This window comes from [Pantoea] beijingensis (assembly GCF_022647505.1).
GTDB classification, from domain to species: domain Bacteria; phylum Pseudomonadota; class Gammaproteobacteria; order Enterobacterales; family Enterobacteriaceae; genus Erwinia; species Erwinia beijingensis.
The window spans coordinates 3954140-3969745 of the sequence record NZ_CP071409.1 but is presented as its reverse complement, the minus strand read 5'-3'; the positions used below and the strand labels follow the sequence as shown (position 1 = coordinate 3969745).

General features: G+C 50.2%; 16 protein-coding genes. 8 read left to right on the top strand and 8 right to left on the bottom strand.

The features are described 5' to 3' along the window. Window positions 1-108: 108 nt before the first annotated feature. From cpxP to J1C60_RS17945, 5 genes are all read left to right on the top strand, one after another. Window positions 109-615 carry a cell-envelope stress modulator CpxP gene (cpxP, locus tag J1C60_RS17965; protein WP_128175499.1) on the top strand — a complete coding sequence of 169 codons (507 nt, stop codon included), beginning with the start codon at window positions 109-111 and terminating at the stop codon, window positions 613-615. A gap of 119 nt (window positions 616-734) precedes the next feature. Beyond that, window positions 735-1628 carry a CDF family cation-efflux transporter FieF gene (fieF, locus tag J1C60_RS17960; protein ID WP_128175501.1) on the top strand — a complete coding sequence of 298 codons (894 nt, stop codon included), beginning with the start codon at window positions 735-737 and terminating at the stop codon, window positions 1626-1628. A gap of 320 nt (window positions 1629-1948) precedes the next feature. Continuing rightward, window positions 1949-2911 carry a 6-phosphofructokinase gene (gene pfkA, locus J1C60_RS17955; protein WP_128175502.1) on the top strand — a complete coding sequence of 321 codons (963 nt, stop codon included), beginning with the start codon at window positions 1949-1951 and terminating at the stop codon, window positions 2909-2911. 146 nt (window positions 2912-3057) lie between these two features. Next, window positions 3058-4047, top strand: coding sequence for a sulfate ABC transporter substrate-binding protein (locus J1C60_RS17950; protein ID WP_128175504.1), 990 nt, complete (start codon window positions 3058-3060; stop codon window positions 4045-4047). A gap of 197 nt (window positions 4048-4244) precedes the next feature. Then, window positions 4245-4997, top strand: coding sequence for a CDP-diacylglycerol diphosphatase (locus tag J1C60_RS17945; protein ID WP_128175506.1), 753 nt, complete (start codon window positions 4245-4247; stop codon window positions 4995-4997). A 27-nt stretch (window positions 4998-5024) separates the two neighbouring features. Here J1C60_RS17945 and tpiA read toward each other — a convergent pair whose 3' ends face one another. Both tpiA and J1C60_RS17935 read right to left on the bottom strand, forming a co-directional pair. After that, window positions 5025-5792, bottom strand: a complete 768-nt coding sequence (gene tpiA / locus J1C60_RS17940; RefSeq protein WP_128175508.1) for a triose-phosphate isomerase — start codon at window positions 5790-5792, stop codon at window positions 5025-5027. 193 nt (window positions 5793-5985) lie between these two features. Further along, window positions 5986-6576 (bottom strand): YiiQ family protein, encoded by a 591-nt coding sequence (locus tag J1C60_RS17935; RefSeq protein ID WP_128175510.1) that lies wholly within the window; start codon window positions 6574-6576, stop codon window positions 5986-5988. 103 nt (window positions 6577-6679) lie between these two features. On the opposite strand from J1C60_RS17935, the gene J1C60_RS17930 reads away from it, so the two are divergent. After that, window positions 6680-7117 carry a DUF805 domain-containing protein gene (locus tag J1C60_RS17930; RefSeq protein WP_128175512.1) on the top strand — a complete coding sequence of 146 codons (438 nt, stop codon included), beginning with the start codon at window positions 6680-6682 and terminating at the stop codon, window positions 7115-7117. On the opposite strand, the gene fpr is transcribed toward J1C60_RS17930, so the two are convergent. Further along, on the bottom strand, window positions 7108-7854 hold the full coding sequence (gene fpr / locus J1C60_RS17925) for a ferredoxin--NADP(+) reductase (RefSeq protein WP_128175514.1): 747 nt from the start codon (window positions 7852-7854) through the stop codon (window positions 7108-7110). The two genes, J1C60_RS17930 and fpr, sit on opposite strands and share 10 nt — an antisense overlap. A 391-nt stretch (window positions 7855-8245) precedes the next feature. Here fpr and emrD point away from each other — a divergent pair, with 391 nt between their 5' ends. Further along, the gene (gene emrD / locus J1C60_RS17920) at window positions 8246-9424 is read left to right on the top strand and encodes a multidrug efflux MFS transporter EmrD (RefSeq protein WP_128175516.1); all 1179 of its coding nucleotides are present in this window, start codon (window positions 8246-8248) and stop codon (window positions 9422-9424) included. A gap of 135 nt (window positions 9425-9559) precedes the next feature. On the opposite strand, the gene glpX is transcribed toward emrD, so the two are convergent. From glpX to J1C60_RS17905, 3 genes are all read right to left on the bottom strand, one after another. Continuing rightward, entirely contained in the window at window positions 9560-10570 is a 1011-nt protein-coding gene (glpX, locus tag J1C60_RS17915; protein WP_128175517.1) for a class II fructose-bisphosphatase, read from the bottom strand. Between the two features lie 107 nt (window positions 10571-10677). Beyond that, a complete protein-coding gene (glpK, locus tag J1C60_RS17910; RefSeq protein WP_128175519.1) occupies window positions 10678-12183 on the bottom strand; it encodes a glycerol kinase GlpK in 1506 nt (501 codons plus the stop codon). 35 nt (window positions 12184-12218) lie between these two features. Further along, entirely contained in the window at window positions 12219-13076 is an 858-nt protein-coding gene (locus J1C60_RS17905) for an MIP/aquaporin family protein (protein ID WP_128175521.1), read from the bottom strand. A gap of 565 nt (window positions 13077-13641) precedes the next feature. Here J1C60_RS17905 and zapB point away from each other — a divergent pair. Further along, on the top strand, window positions 13642-13881 hold the full coding sequence (gene zapB / locus J1C60_RS17900) for a cell division protein ZapB (RefSeq protein WP_128175523.1): 240 nt from the start codon (window positions 13642-13644) through the stop codon (window positions 13879-13881). A 76-nt stretch (window positions 13882-13957) separates the two neighbouring features. Here zapB and rraA read toward each other — a convergent pair whose 3' ends face one another. Both rraA and J1C60_RS17890 read right to left on the bottom strand, forming a co-directional pair. Further along, a complete protein-coding gene (gene rraA / locus J1C60_RS17895) occupies window positions 13958-14443 on the bottom strand; it encodes a ribonuclease E activity regulator RraA (protein ID WP_128175525.1) in 486 nt (161 codons plus the stop codon). 106 nt (window positions 14444-14549) lie between these two features. Further along, the gene (locus tag J1C60_RS17890; protein WP_128175527.1) at window positions 14550-15476 is read right to left on the bottom strand and encodes a 1,4-dihydroxy-2-naphthoate polyprenyltransferase; all 927 of its coding nucleotides are present in this window, start codon (window positions 15474-15476) and stop codon (window positions 14550-14552) included. Window positions 15477-15606: the final 130 nt, after the last annotated feature.

The window sequence follows — 15606 nt, the reverse complement described above, 5'->3', positions numbered from 1 at the left end:
CTCAATCCATCGCTTTACGTAGTTTTACACCCCCTGACGCTAGTTTGCAGCCATCACCGTACACTGGCTCTCATTGAATCGAGACGGAAACGAACCTGGGAGTAAACGATGCGCAACTTAACCGCCGTCGTCATTGCTTCAGCGCTGGTCTTCCCCATCGCATGGGCAGCAGACGTTACGACGATTGACGAGATGCATCAAGACGATGAATTTGCGAATCGTAGTATGACGCAAAATTCGCAAAGCCACATGTTTGATGGCATCAACCTGACGGAACAACAGCGTCAGCAAATGCGGGACTTGATGCAACAAGCGCGACATGAACGTCCTCCCGTTAGTGTTAATGATATTGAAACCATGCATGACCTTGTCATTGCAGAAAAATTTGATGAAACGGCCGTAAAGGCTCTGGCAGAAAAAATAGCGCAGGAACGTGTTGCACGACAGGTCGAAATGGCCCGCGTACGCAACCAAATGTTTCACCTGCTAACGCCTGAGCAGCAGGACGTTTTGCAACAGAAACACCAGCAGCGCATAGCTGAATTGCGCAAGCTAACGAATATGCAGCAGGCAACACCGCTGCAGGCAGTGAGTAGTACCGGCAGTAACCAGTAATATAGTATCCCTGTTTTTCCTTGCCATAGACACCATCCCTGTCTTCCCCGCCATGATGGCGGGGTTTTTTTTGCTCTAAATTCAGTATACTTGACGCTAAAATATTGCGGAGTTGTGGCATGAATTCTCAATACGCCCGTCTGGTCAATACTGCTGCCATTGCTGCTACGATATTGGCTTCGCTACTGCTAATAGTCAAAATCTTTGCCTGGTGGTATACCGGATCGGTCAGCTTGCTTGCCGCACTGGTTGACTCACTGGTGGATATTGCTGCGTCCCTAACTAACCTACTGGTTGTCCGTTATTCGCTGCAACCTGCGGACGATGAACATGCTTTTGGGCATGGTAAAGCCGAATCGTTGGCTGCGCTGGCTCAAAGCATGTTCATTTCGGGTTCCGCGCTGTTTTTATTTCTGACCGGATTTCAGCATCTTGCTCAGCCTGAAACGCTCCGTGCACCACTGGTGGGTGTAGTCGTCACCGTCATTGCGCTTTTATCCACATTTGTTCTGGTCACGTTTCAGCGGTGGGTGGTGCGCAAAACGCGTAGCCAGGCGATTCGTGCCGATATGCTGCATTATCAATCTGACGTGGTGATGAACGGGGCGATTTTGATCGCATTGGCGCTAAGCTGGTACGGTTTTTCGCGCGCGGATGCGCTTTTTGCCCTGGGGATTGGCGTCTGGATTCTTTATAGCGCGCTGCGTATGGGCTATGAAGCCGTTCAGTCACTGCTTGACCACGCGCTTCCGGATGAAGAGTGTAGCACTATCATTGATATTGTTACTTCATGGCCTGGTGTGCGGGGAGTCCATGGTTTACGTACGCGACAGTCTGGTCCAACGCGTTTTATTCAAATCCATCTGGAAATGGACGATCATTTACCTTTAGTCCAGGCGCACAGAGTCGCCGAGCAGGTCGAGCAGGCGTTATTGATGAAGTTTCCTGCCTCGGACATTATTATTCATCAGGATCCCCGTTCTGTAGTATCCGCAGAACGGCAGAGGCTTTAAGTGAGTCTCCCATAATATGGGTAATCGCTCATGGTATGGCGTGTGCAAGCATTTAGCAGAGGAGACAATCCAGCGTGCGAGCTGCTTGCGGCACGATAAATAGATCAGGTGAATCAACAGGTGAGATGCGGTCTAAGCTGCCTAAAGCATAAGCCTAAGGAAAAAAATACCGGAAACTTGCCTGACCTGAATCAATTCAGCGGCAAGTGTTTGATATACTATCTTCTATCATTAGTCGGTGAGCCGTTCTCTCTTTAATGCGTCGTAACATTCCGGCGTCCCCAACTCATCATTTTGCATCAATTAGTTCAGAGGTTGTCATGATCAAAAAAATCGGTGTACTGACAAGCGGCGGTGACGCCCCAGGAATGAACGCAGCTATCCGTGGCGTAGTCCGCGCGGCACTGAGCGAAGGGCTGGAAGTGTTTGGTGTTTACGATGGCTATCTTGGCCTGTACGAAGATCGCATGGTGAACTTGGATCGTTACAGCGTATCCGACATGATTAACCGTGGTGGCACTTTCCTTGGTTCCGCTCGTTTCCCTGAGTTCCGTAATGAAGATGTGCGTGCTGTAGCCATAGATAATATGAAAAAGCGCGGCATTGACGCGCTGGTCGTTATTGGTGGCGATGGTTCTTATATGGGCGCGAAGCGTTTGACGGAGATGGGTTTTCCCTGCATCGGTTTGCCGGGTACTATTGATAACGACGTTGCGGGTACGGATTACACGATTGGTTACTTCACCGCGCTGGAAACCGTTGTTGAGGCGATTGACCGTTTACGTGACACCTCTTCTTCACATCAACGTATTTCCATTGTTGAAGTGATGGGCCGCTATTGTGGCGATTTAACCCTCGCTGCAGCCATTGCCGGTGGCTGTGAATTTATTGTACTGCCAGAAATTCCCTACACCCGTGAAGAGCTGGTGGAAGAGATTAAAGCGGGCATCGCAAAAGGTAAAAAACACGCGATCGTCGCGATTACTGAACATATCTGTGATATCGACGATTTGGCGAAGTATATTGAGGCTGAAACCAAACGCGAAACGCGCGCGACGGTGTTGGGCCATATACAGCGCGGCGGTGCACCTGTCGCTTATGACCGCATCCTTGCTTCACGCATGGGGGCGTATTCTATTGAGCTCCTGTTGCAGGGTTATGGCGGGCGCTGCGTAGGTATCCAGAATGAAAAAATGGTACATCACGATATTATTGATGCGATTGAAAACATGAAGCGCCCGTTTAAGGGTGACTGGTTGGAAACGGCTAAAAAATTATATTAATGGTTACTCGGTAAGGCGCTGCATCGTCAGCGCCTTTCTTATATGCCTTGTTATTCCTTATTGTTATAAATGCTGGTTTTTAATTCTTTAATTCACGCAAAGCTTTGTGTCACGCTGCTTACATAATTATTTTGAGGGGGCGTGCGATGAATAAGTGGAGTGTGGGGTTGACCCTGTTACTGGCCTCAACCAGTGTACTGGCGAAGGATATACAGTTACTGAACGTATCATATGATCCAACGCGTGAATTATACGAAGAGTATAACAAAGCGTTCAGCCAGCACTACAAGCAGGAAACGGGCGATAATGTTGTTGTCCGACAGTCACACGGTGGTTCTGGTAAACAAGCGACATCGGTAATTAATGGTATTAAAGCAGACGTCGTGACGTTGGCTCTGGCTTCTGATGTGGATGCGATTGCCGAACGCGGGCGTATCGATAAAAATTGGATCAAGCGCCTGCCGGATAATGCCGCACCTTACACGTCCACCATTGTTTTCCTCGTACGAAAAGGTAACCCTAAACAAATCCATGACTGGCCTGATTTGAATAAACCGGGTGTGTCGGTCATCACGCCAAATCCAAAAACGTCGGGAGGGGCACGCTGGAACTATCTGGCCGCCTGGGGTTATGCACTAGATAAGAACAATGGCGATCAGGCAAAGGCACAGGAATTCGTCAAAGCGTTGTTTAAAAACGTTGAGGTGCAGGATTCCGGAGCGCGTGGTGCAACTAACACCTTTGTCGAGCGTGGTATCGGTGACGTCCTCATTGCATGGGAAAATGAAGCCTATCTTGCAGTGAATAAATTAGGTAAAGATCAATTTGAAATTATCACGCCGTCAGAGTCGATTCTGGCTGAACCTACGGTTTCAGTGGTAGATCGAGTCGTCGATGAGCGGGGTACGCGGAAAGTAGCGGAAGATTACCTCAAGTATCTCTATTCGCCTGAAGGTCAGGATATTGCGGCAAAAAACTACTATCGTCCTCGCGATGCTGAAGTGGCGAAGAAGTATGCCAGTGCCTTTAAACCTGTGCAGTTGTTTACCATTGATAATAAATTTGGTGGCTGGACTGCCGCGCAGAAAACACATTTCTCCGACGGCGGTACCTACGATCAGATTATGAAACGTTAACGTCGAGTAGATCGACGTACCTTTGGATACCGCAAAGCGGGCAGCTCACACTGCCCGTTTTGTTTTATTGTGCCCGACGTTTTTTGTTCAGGCGCTATAGCGCTGATACACAGGGGGTCGCGTAAACGCGATTAGGGCGTGACATTCCACAACGTTTCGGCGAGGATTTAAACAGCTTAAAAACCGAGTGGATACCTATGCAGAGCCGAAACCGTTTTCTTACGGTCATCGCCGCCATTCTTACCCTGTTGGTTATTGCGCTGGCGGGAGCCGCTTTTTATGTCCATAAAAATGCTGATGCACTGTGGGAAATTGTCAGTGAAAGATGTGTTCCCGGCATGAAGGCTAATGGGCATCCCGCGCCCTGTGAGAATGTCGATGAAGCAAAGGGCTATGTCACCCTGAAGGACCGTGTTGGCCCGCTGCAGTTTTTATTAATGCCAGTGGCGAAGATTAGCGGTATTGAAGATCCGCAGATTCTTTATTCTCATACACCTAATTTTTTTGCGCTGGCCTGGGATGCGCGCCATTTGATGGCGGAAAGGCGAGGAGCCTTCGTTTCCGATAGTCACGTGGCGTTAGCGATTAATGCCGAATACAGCCGCACACAGAATCAACTGCACGTGCATATATCCTGCTTACGTGCCGATGTCAGACAGCAGTTGGACCAGTTATCAACGCAGCTAACCTCGCAATGGCAGCCGACAACGATTTTGAAGCACTCTTATTTTATCAGAGCATTAACGCTGCATGAGCTGGACGAAAAGAGCGTATTTATTCGACTGGCCGAAGAGTTGCCGGATGCGCGCGGAGAAATGTGGAAATATGGAATGGCTTTAGCTGCATTGCCTGACGGACGGCTGGCATTGATGGCGATAAAAGAGAACTGGCTAAAGTTAAATCGGGGTTCAGGCGAGGAGATCCAGGACCATGATTGCAAAATCTTGTAGGGGCGGCATCGCCACCCCTACCTTTTTTTACGCTTTTTTAGCTGCTGCAGCAGCTTTTACAATCACGGCGAAAGCATCAGCCTTCAGTGAAGCGCCACCGACCAGCGCGCCATCAATATCAGGTTGAGTGAACAGCTCTGCTGCATTTTTGTCATTGACTGAACCACCGTACTGAATGATGACTTGGGCTGCAATGTTTGCATCTTTCCTGGCGATATGGTCACGGATGAATTTGTGCACGGCCTGAGCCTGTGCTGGTGTCGCGGATTTTCCGGTGCCGATTGCCCAGACGGGTTCGTAGGCGATCACCACGCCTTCAAAGGCTGCTGCGCCTTGGGTTTCCAGTACGGCATCCAACTGACGAGCGCACACTTCTTCGGTTTTACCCGTTTCGTTTTCCGCTTCAGTCTCACCAATACATAATACTGGAATCAAACCCGCAGCTTTTAATACCGCAAATTTTTTCGCAATAAATTCGTCACTCTCTTTGTGATAAGTACGGCGCTCAGAGTGACCGATGATGATGTATTTTGCACCGATGTCTTTCAGCATGTCGGCAGAAACTTCACCGGTAAAAGCACCTGAAAGATTCACGTCAACGTTTTGTGCACCCAGCGCAATATGGCTACCGGAAATGGCGTGTTTAGCCTGATCTAAATACATCACCGGCGGGGCGATAGCAACGCCGCAGCCATCAATGGTGCTGAGTTCCTGGCGCAGGCCTTCGATCAGCTCGTTAACCATCTTTTTGTTACCGTTCAGTTTCCAGTTACCCATAACTAATGGATGTCGCATTATTTCCTCCACGTTCACGCTTGACGTGATATTAAATAGCGCTGCCATTGAGCAGCGATGTCTGCCAGACAGTATAGAGATCAAAACAGTTAAAGGCTTTGCTTTTTGTCATATTACCCGGGCTATGCGCGTCCTGTTTCAGACCGAAGGTATGTTCGCTTCGGCGCACGTTCCCTGAATAATGAGGCAACGATCAAGGTGTCGCCAACGACAGCTTGATCGGCTCAACGGCAAAGGTCAGCCCCTTTTCACCATTGTCTGCAATGATGAAGCGTAATGCCCCTTCCGTTTGAGAGAAGTAGCGCATTCCTTTACCCTTATTAAGAAGGATGTTTAGTCGTTTACTACTCTCTTCTGCGGAGAGTGTGGGTTCGAAAAAGCGCAGTAGTGCGCTCATATATGCCAGCGCTTTTTCGTGCGCGGCCCGCTCTTCAGGCCCCTGAATAGGTAGCCAGGTGATTTGTAATGTTTTGATTTTGCCTGTGCCACGCTCAAGTGCGGTTGAAGCATAAAGATTTTCGTTAATCTTACTGGCGGCTCGTGTCAGATTACTTTTCTCATCACGATTATCAATGGCACGATATTCACTGAGGGGGAGGTCAGGGTTGGCGGTATTATATTTTTCGCGAAATTGGCCTACGGTCATATCAAATGTGGGGGCACCCGCCAGCAAATAAGGCGCGGTTGGCATATGTTCAGCGCGATCAATAGGGTCCGGAGCGGCCCAGGTTGTACCGAACGTTAATATTCCTGATAGCAGCGCGACGGCAGGCGCATTCTTCATTTTATCGGCCCTAACCAGTAAACTTGGTTCACGATTAGAACGGTTTTTACCCGCTAAAGTCAAAAGCTGAGGCGTCTTTATTTGTGTTTTTCTGGGGTTAAAAATGACATTACAGCAGTGGTGTTTCTCTTTACGGGGTCGGATAGGACGGCGCGATTTCTGGATTTGGCAAGTGATATGGCTGGCGCTAATGACACTATTATTTACCCTGGCCGGGAAAGGGTGGATGGATACACAGATGGCCGCGTTTGGTGTCGTATGTTTATTTTGGCCTTCAAGCGCGGTGCTGGTGAAGCGATTACACGATCGTAACCGCAAGGGGTATTGGGCGCTTTTACTCATCGTGGCCTGGATGCTGTTGGCCGGAAACTGGGAGGTCATGGGCAATACCGCCCAGTGGATCATTGGACGGTTTATTCCGTCACTGATTGTTATTCTGATGCTGCTGGAGTTGGGCGTATTCACCGGTAGCCCGGGCGACAACCGCTTTGGCAGCGAGCCACGCCCGGTTAATTACTTCGGTAAGCCTGATTACCAATAGTGCTCGCTGGTTATATGTCCGGGCTTACGACGAAGATGTTTTTGCATTGCGCGTGCCTCTTTCAGCAACTGTTGCGTATCGCGTACCATTTGTGGATTACCGCACAGCATGATATGGCTGGTTTTTGCATCCATCGGCAGACCTACTGCCGCTTCGAGTTGGCCACTTTCGATTAATGCGGGGACGCGGCCGGTCAGTGAGCCAGCGATCTCTTCACGGCTGACCACTGTCTGGATGCGTAACTTGCCGCTGTAACGTTGTTGCAACTGCTGCATCAGTGGCAGATAACTCAGGTCGGCAGAGAAGCGTGCGGCGTGGACTAAGACAATATTTTTAAAGCGTTCAAGTCCGTCGCCCTGCTGGAGGATCGATAGATAGGGGCCGATTGCGGTGCCTGTCGCCAGCATCCATAGTGTTTCACATTCGGGTATTTCATCGAGAACAAAAAAACCTGCTGCATCTTTAGTGATCATCACTTCATCACCCGGTTGTAACGCATGCAGGCCAGGACTGAGTTTGCCTTCTGGTACAGTAACCAGGTAAAACTCCAGATTCTCGTCGTCCGGAGCATTCACATAAGAGTAGGCTCGCTGCACGCGTTCCCCCTCAATTTCCAGCGCCAGTTTGGCGAACTGGCCAGCTGTGAACGGGGCGACGGGCGCATGTACCGTGATACTGAATAAGTTATCTGTCCAGTTATCAACCCGGGCTACTTTCGCGTTTACCCACTCAGCCATGTGTCACTCCTTAAGGTTATTTTACGGCAGACGTGCTTGCCGTTGTTATCTTCGCCAGTGAACGATAATTTTTCCACCCCCGCAAAGCGACAAAGCTCGTATCGACAAATTCATGAGCATACCGATCGGAAGATCGTTAAATTTTTCGTTCGGATGGACGATAGTCGGGGCGTTACTTGTGTTGAGATCGCTTCAGCGGCTAGTCGGAAAGGTAACGTAAAGCTATTTGTACGCTACTGCGCAATTTCACTGACAAGGTTAGCCAGAGCGTTTATTGCCTTTCCCTCGCTTTAAATTCCATTCCTGATATTTTCTCCGCCATAAAATATATCTTGCCGATTAATTTACTATCTTGTGAATTTATAACCGGTTTTAGTCCTGTGATCTGGTAATGAAAAAAATTGAGAACAGTTATTTATTGCTGATGTTGATCGTACTGGTGGCCGTTGGTCAGATGGCGCAGACCGTTTATGTCCCGGCTATGGCCGATATCGCGGGGGCATTTAGCGTATCTGATGGTACGGTACAGCGCATGATGGCGGCTTATTTAATGACCTATGGCGGCTCTCAGTTACTGTATGGGCCTTTGTCGGATAGCATTGGGCGACGACCGGTAATCCTCAGTGGCATGGCGATTTTTATTGTGGGTGCGCTGACTGCACTTAGTGCGCAAACGTTCAATACTTTAGTTATAGCAACGGCGATCCAGGGGCTTGGCACCGGGGTGGCGGGAGTGATGGCGCGCACGATGCCGCGCGATCTCTATTCTGGCCCTGCATTACGGCAGGCCAATAGCTTGCTGAACATGGGAATTCTGGTGAGTCCGTTACTGGCTCCTCTGATCGGTGCTGCACTAACACAGCTCTTTGGCTGGCATGCATGTTTCGTTTTTCTGTTGTTTGTATGTCTTGCCGTGACCGTTGCTATGCTGCGTTGGTTACCAGAAACGCACCCTGAGAATCATGAGAGGTGTCCGCTTTTTTCGCGCTATCGTCCTTTGCTGGCGGACAGTATGTTTGTGCGCTATCTCATTATGCTTATTGGTGCACTGGCTGGGATCGCAGTCTTTGAGGCCAGTTGCGGAGTACTGATGGGGGGGGAACTGAGGCTTAATGCGTTGACGGTTAGCGTGTTATTTATTTTGCCGATCCCTGCCGCATTTTTCGGTGCCTGGTTTGCCGGACGTAACAATAAAACGTTTCACCATCTGATGTGGTATGCCGTGAATAGTTGCCTGCTGGCAGGAGCGATGATGTGGATACCCGCGTGGTTCGGTATGATGAATATCTGGACGCTTATCATCCCTGCTTCACTGTTTTTCTTTGGCGCAGGTATGCTCTTTCCGCTGGCCACTAGCGGCGCCATGGAACCTTATCCTGCGTTGGCAGGCACGGCAGGGGCATTGGTTGGCGGTTTGCAGAATCTGGGGGCCGGCTTTGCAGCATGGCTGTCTGCAATAATGCCGCAAGAGGGACAATTTAGTCTCGGTATGCTGATGTTCGCAATGGCGATGCTGATCTTATTTTGCTGGTGGCCGCTGTCAAAACGGGCGGAACCGCAAACGATCTGAGGTTCTTGCCGTTCTGATACCACGGACACGGGTGCACGTTTACGTTGGCCCGTAATATCCGAGAAAATAGGGCGGCTGAGCCGGGTACACTGCCGATGCTAAATGAGCGCGCGTTTAGGGCCTTGTTCCCCAGAATTACAAAATATACTGATGCAGGCTCTCATCTTTGCGATCGAGATAATGGATAGATTGAATCCGCCGGATAGTCCGTGACTTACCTCGTATTAGCAGCGTTTCGGAGGTTGCTATAGTGCCGTTACGCGTAATGCCTTTGAGCAGATCGCCACTGGTAATCCCGGTTGCAGAAAAAATAACGTTATCGCTCCTCGCCATCTCATCCAATTGCAGCACCTTGCCGACAACAATCCCCATTTCTGTGCAGCGCCGGATCTCTTGTTGACCGATGCGGCGATTCTCTTCGCTGTCACCTTTCACATGATGGCGCGCCAACAGACGGCCCTGCATATCACCATCTAATGCACGGATAACGGCAGCAGATACCACACCTTCGGGCGCACCGCCGATACCATAAAGTACATCCACTTCACTGTCGGGCATGCAGGTCAAAATCGAGGCTGCCACGTCGCCATCAGGAATAGCAAAAACGCGAACGCCCAACTGCTGCATTATTGCGATGATGGAATCATGACGCGGTTTAGCCAGAATGGTCACGGTAAGCGCGCTTAGCGGCTTGTGAAGCGCATTGGCAATGCGCTTCAGGTTCTCTTCCAGTGGTAGACTGAGATCGATACTGCCTTTGGCGCCGGGCCCGACAATCAATTTCTCCATGTACATGTCCGGTGCGTGCAGGAAGGTACCTTTATCACCTACTGCCAGTACTGCCAGCGCGTTTGCTTGTCCCATGGCGGTCATACGCGTGCCTTCAATCGGATCGACGGCGATATCAACTGTATCACCGTTGCCTGTGCCGACTTTTTCACCGATATAGAGCATTGGCGCCTCATCAATTTCACCTTCACCAATCACGATCTGACCATCGATATCAACTTTATTCAGCATGATACGCATTGCGTGAACGGCGGCGCCATCGGCTGCGTTTTTATCCCCGCGCCCTAACCAGTTATAGCCTGCCAGCGCCGCAGCTTCGGTAACGCGTGAAAATTCAATAGCGAGTTCTCGTTTCATGACATGTCTCTAAAATTGATGAGGCAGGAAGTTTACCACAGAGGAACACAGAGCGGAGATGCATGCCCGCGAAGCGAGTGTTCGCGGGCGGTAGAGGACGAGTTTACTTAATGGTCTTCCCAGGCTTTAGCGCGGGCAACGGCTTTTTGCCAACCGGCATAGCGATAATTACGTTCGGTGGTTTCAATGCTGGGGCGGAATTCGCGTTCAATTACTGATTTTGCGCGCACTTCATCCAGGTCTTTCCAGAAACCGACGGCAAGACCCGCGAGATAGGCCGATCCCAGAGCCGTCACTTCACGCACTTCCGGGCGCTCCACGCGGGTGCCAAGAATATCCGACTGAAACTGCATCAGGAAATCGTTAGCAACGGCTCCACCATCGACACGCAGCGCTTGCAAGCGTGTACCGGCGTCAGCCTGCATCGCTTCCAGCACATCGCGCGTCTGATAGGCTATAGACTCCAGGGTGGCGCGAATGATGTGGTTTGCATTCGCGCCGCGGGTCAGACCGAAGATCGCGCCGCGTGCATAGGGATCCCAGTAAGGTGCGCCCAGACCGGTAAAGGCTGGCACCACATAAACGCCATTGGTATCTTTCACTTTCATGGCAAAGTATTCTGAGTCTTCCGCTTCGTTAATCAGCTTCATCTCATCACGTAGCCACTGGATGGATGCACCACCGATAAACACGGCACCTTCAAGCGCATAGTTCACTTCGCCACGTGGACCACAGGCAATTGTTGTCAGCAGGCCATGCGTGGACGTGACCGCTTCAGTTCCGGTATTCATCAGCATAAAGCAGCCAGTACCGTAGGTATTTTTAGCCATCCCCTGAGACACGCAAAGTTGCCCATAGAGCGCAGCCTGTTGGTCACCCGCAATACCGGCGATTGGAATTCGGGTTCCCCCTTTGCCACCGATATTGGTTTGGCCATATACCTCCGATGATTTACGCACTTCGGGCAGCATTTCACGTGGGATATCGAGAATGTCCAGCATGCGCTGATCCCACTGCAGTTTATGAATATCAAACATCATGGTGCGTGAGGCGTTGGTGTAATCGGTGATATGTACCCGGCCCTGCGTCATTTTCCATACCAGCCAGGTATCGACGGTGCCAAACAGCAATTCGCCACGTTTGGCACGTTCACGTGAGCCTTCAACATGATCGAGGATCCACTTCACTTTAGTGCCAGAGAAATAGGGGTTAATCACCAGGCCTGTGGTATGACGAATATATTCTTCCAGTCCCTCTTTCTTTAACTTTTCGCAGTAGTTAGCCGTACGTGGACACTGCCAAACGATGGCGTTATAGATGGGTTTACCGGTTTCTTTTTCCCAGACAATGGCTGTCTCACGTTGGTTCGTGATGCCGATACCCGCAATTTGATCGGAGCGAATATCGGCCTTGGCGAGCACTTCAACCAGCGTAGAACTCTGTGATGCCCAAATTTCCATGGGATCGTGCTCGACCCAACCCGTTTTAGGATAAATTTGCTGAAACTCACGTTGTGAAACTGCGACGATATTGGCATCGTGATCGAGTATCACCGCGCGTGAACTGGTGGTGCCCTGGTCGAGCGCGACAATGTATTTTTTCTCTGTGGTCATAATCAATTCCTTATAGGTCCAGAAGGGAAGCCCGGTTACGCTTTATGCTGTTCAGTACGTGACGTTGCGGGCTTCGTTGCCTCTTCGTCTTCATTGATGCACACATCACATGGCAGATTGCGACCAATCAACGCACGGTATCCGAAAGCGCCGAGGCTTGCCCCGATGAGAGGCCCAAAAATCGGTACGAGGAAGTAAGGGATCTCGCGTCCCCCGGTGAAAGCAACATCGCCCCAGCCGGCCAGCCATGCGAAGAGTTTAGGACCAAAATCACGAGCCGGGTTGAGTGCGAACCCGGTTAACGGGCCCATGGATGCGCCAATAACCGCAATTAGCAGGCCAATCAGCAGCGGTGCCAGAGGACCACGTGGGATGCCATTACCATCATCGGTAAGCGCCATAATCAGTGCCATCAGCACCGCAGTAATCACAATTTCTACCAACAGGGCCTGAGCGACACTGATATGTGGATTAGGGTAAGTAGAGAAGATGCCTGCCAGGTCCAGGCTTTCGACAGAACCCCTAACCATTTGGTGTGTTTGTTCAAAATCGAAAAAGAGATTGTAGTAGAGCCCGAACACCAACGCAGCCGCGCAAAAGGCACCGGCAACTTGTGCGACGATATAAGGCAGTACTTTACGGCGTTCAAAACAGGCAAAAAGCCAAAGGGCGATGGTAACGGCTGGATTAAGATGGGCTCCCGAGATGGCGGAACTCATGTAGATCGCCATTGAAACGCCCAGCCCCCAAATAATGCTGATTTCCCACTGTCCGAAGCTTGCCCCGGCCAGTTTCATCGCTGCGACACAGCCAGCGCCAAAAAATATGATCAGGCCCGTACCGAGGAACTCGGCAATGCACTGGCCTTTAAGTGTGCTTATAGTTTGACTCATAATGAAGTTCCTGAAGGCGAGGTTAAATGTTGTCTTGTGTTGTTATCATTCCATTGAGCCATATCCAATTTAATGTAGGGGCTGATGTAAATTTATCGTTAACGAGCATTAACGAGAAATATCGAGCTTAAAATTTGTGTGCTGCGTCATAAAAATGAGCGATTTCGCGTGTTATTGCTTTCTTAAAGCACCATTTAAATGCTGGTCCGTCCACTTTATAACTCCCGCTAGTGGCCTATTTTTGCTCTACTCCAGGTTGAAGGTTTATTGGCTATGTGGATTTGCTCTCGCTACGGAGATATTTTATCTTTAGAGGCTTAAGTGACTGCTGCCGCGGCTCTCTGTGACGTAATTTGTCTCTATGCATGCCGAGCCATCGTTTACCTGAAATTTTAGGTATTGGCTGAAAATTGTTACAGACTGCACTTGGTGTGGGTTCGCCGCTGGACTTGGGGTGCCGGGCTACATACAATCGAGGCATCGTTGTTATCCGCGGAGTTTTCAGTGAATCTCATGGTCTGCGGCTAGCATCATCAACGCCTTGCGATTAGGAGAGGTCAGAAAGATGTCATTTGAAGTGTTTGAGAAACTGGAAGCAAAAGTACAGCAGGCGATTGATACCATCACGCTGTTGCAGATGGAAATCGAAGAGCTAAAAGAGCAGAACAATACGCTGAAGCAGGAAGTGGATAACGCTTCTGGTAATAGCGAGACGCTGGTGCGTGAAAACCAGCAGTTGAAAGAAGAGCAGCACGTTTGGCAGGAGCGCTTGCGCGCGCTGCTGGGCAAGATGGAAGAAGTGTAATTCCATCTCGCTGGGAACGAAAAACGGGTGCCTCAGGCACCCGTTTTGCTATCGCTCATGGCGAATAGTCCACGGATTATTCGATATCAAGTGGATCTTCAGAAAGAATCATACCGGTGTTATCGGCGTAAAGGTGGTCTCCCGAGAAAAAGGTCACGCCGCCAAAATTAACGCGAATATCGCTTTCACCAATACCTTCCCCAGCAGCACCAACCGGGATAGCCGCGATAGCCTGGATACCGATATCCAGCTCTTCTAAATCATCGACTTGCCGTACGGAACCATAAACGACTATGCCTTCCCATTCGTTCTGTTGAGCCAATCGCGCCAGAGCGGCATCGATAAGGGCGCGGCGTACAGAGCCGCCGCCATCAACCAGTAACACACGTCCCCGGCCATTTTCCTCCAGTAGCTCATATAACAGGCCATTGTCCTCGAAACATTTGACCGTGATGATTTGCCCGCCAAAGGAGGAACGACCACCAAAGTTCGAAAAGAGCGGTTCTACAACATTCACTTCTTCATGATAGATGTCGCAGAGTTCGGAAGTATCGTATTTCATAGGAGTTTCGTCTGTTTGCCACAGGAGCCACCAGTATATCGCTTTCTGCCAGTTGTTGGCAAAACCATCAATTGTTAAAAATTGCGATGGGTCAATGACATCGCAATTAACTCAGCACTAAGCCGGTCGCAAAAAGAAGGTTAGATAACAAAGCGGTTTTAACGGTTTTCTCCAGCATCGGACGCATTGCCACCGTGCTAGTTTCCAGCAAAATATGACGGGCCTGCCGGTAAAGCAGCGGGGAGGCGAGAAGAAATAACCAACCAGCAGGGCCAGTCTGGGCGAGAAAGGCGAACAGCCCGAAGCAGAACAGGGCACCCGACAGTAACAACGCATGGTAACGCCGGGCATTAATCGCGCCGAGGCGGGTGGCCAGCGTATATTTACCGTGCTGGCGATCTGTGTCGATGTCGCGCATATTGTTGACATTCAATACGGCAGCCGCCAGCAGGCCGCATGCCATCGCGGGAAGCAGGGTAATATTATGGAAGCTATGTGTTTGCAGATACTGGCTACCCGATACGCCCAGCAACCCAAAGAAAATCATAACGGAAATATCGCCCAGCCCTCTGTATCCATAGGGTTTCTTCCCCACGGTATAAGCGATGGCCGCCACAATCGCTAACGCACCTAACCCGATAAAAACCATAACATCTTGAAGGTTATCACATGCCAATACGATCAATGCGATACCGGAAAACAACGTTAGTAGCACCATCAGCACCAGCGCACCGCGCATCTGATCGATGCTGATCGCGCCTTTTTGCATTCCCCTCAGCGGCCCAATGCGTTCTGTCGTGTCACTGCCTTTAAGTGCATCACCATAATCATTTGCCAGGTTAGACAGGATTTGCAGCAAGCTGGTGGTGAGTAACGTGAGTAACGCAACCTTTAGGTCAATGCGCCCAAGCCAGTAAGCCAGCGCCGAGCCATTAATGATTGACGCAAACGCCAGTGGCAGCGTACGCAAACGCAAACTTTCCAGCCAGGCGCGTGAGGCCCGCATACTCGGAACGACTTGAATATTTTCCATAGAGTTCACCGGGAGGGTAGTTGGCCGGACAAGGAGGCAAAATGCCTGTTAACCAAGGCCCAGTTTATGTTTGCTACCGTGAAAAAAAGTTAATCTCAGTCAAGCCCGGAGGGGAAAAGTGACGATTTAT

Coding starts and splice junctions, on each gene's coding strand:
- J1C60_RS17930 (WP_128175512.1), top strand. CDS start 6,680: ATGACATTACAGCAGTGGTGTTTCTCTTTACGGGGTCGGATAGGACGG.
- J1C60_RS17935 (WP_128175510.1), bottom strand. CDS start 6,576: ATGAAGAATGCGCCTGCCGTCGCGCTGCTATCAGGAATATTAACGTTC.
- emrD (WP_128175516.1), top strand. CDS start 8,246: ATGAAAAAAATTGAGAACAGTTATTTATTGCTGATGTTGATCGTACTG.
- J1C60_RS17905 (WP_128175521.1), bottom strand. CDS start 13,076: ATGAGTCAAACTATAAGCACACTTAAAGGCCAGTGCATTGCCGAGTTC.
- glpX (WP_128175517.1), bottom strand. CDS start 10,570: ATGAAACGAGAACTCGCTATTGAATTTTCACGCGTTACCGAAGCTGCG.
- cpxP (WP_128175499.1), top strand. CDS start 109: ATGCGCAACTTAACCGCCGTCGTCATTGCTTCAGCGCTGGTCTTCCCC.
- J1C60_RS17950 (WP_128175504.1), top strand. CDS start 3,058: ATGAATAAGTGGAGTGTGGGGTTGACCCTGTTACTGGCCTCAACCAGT.
- fpr (WP_128175514.1), bottom strand. CDS start 7,854: ATGGCTGAGTGGGTAAACGCGAAAGTAGCCCGGGTTGATAACTGGACA.
- J1C60_RS17890 (WP_128175527.1), bottom strand. CDS start 15,476: ATGGAAAATATTCAAGTCGTTCCGAGTATGCGGGCCTCACGCGCCTGG.
- tpiA (WP_128175508.1), bottom strand. CDS start 5,792: ATGCGACATCCATTAGTTATGGGTAACTGGAAACTGAACGGTAACAAA.
- rraA (WP_128175525.1), bottom strand. CDS start 14,443: ATGAAATACGATACTTCCGAACTCTGCGACATCTATCATGAAGAAGTG.
- fieF (WP_128175501.1), top strand. CDS start 735: ATGAATTCTCAATACGCCCGTCTGGTCAATACTGCTGCCATTGCTGCT.
- zapB (WP_128175523.1), top strand. CDS start 13,642: ATGTCATTTGAAGTGTTTGAGAAACTGGAAGCAAAAGTACAGCAGGCG.
- J1C60_RS17945 (WP_128175506.1), top strand. CDS start 4,245: ATGCAGAGCCGAAACCGTTTTCTTACGGTCATCGCCGCCATTCTTACC.
- glpK (WP_128175519.1), bottom strand. CDS start 12,183: ATGACCACAGAGAAAAAATACATTGTCGCGCTCGACCAGGGCACCACC.
- pfkA (WP_128175502.1), top strand. CDS start 1,949: ATGATCAAAAAAATCGGTGTACTGACAAGCGGCGGTGACGCCCCAGGA.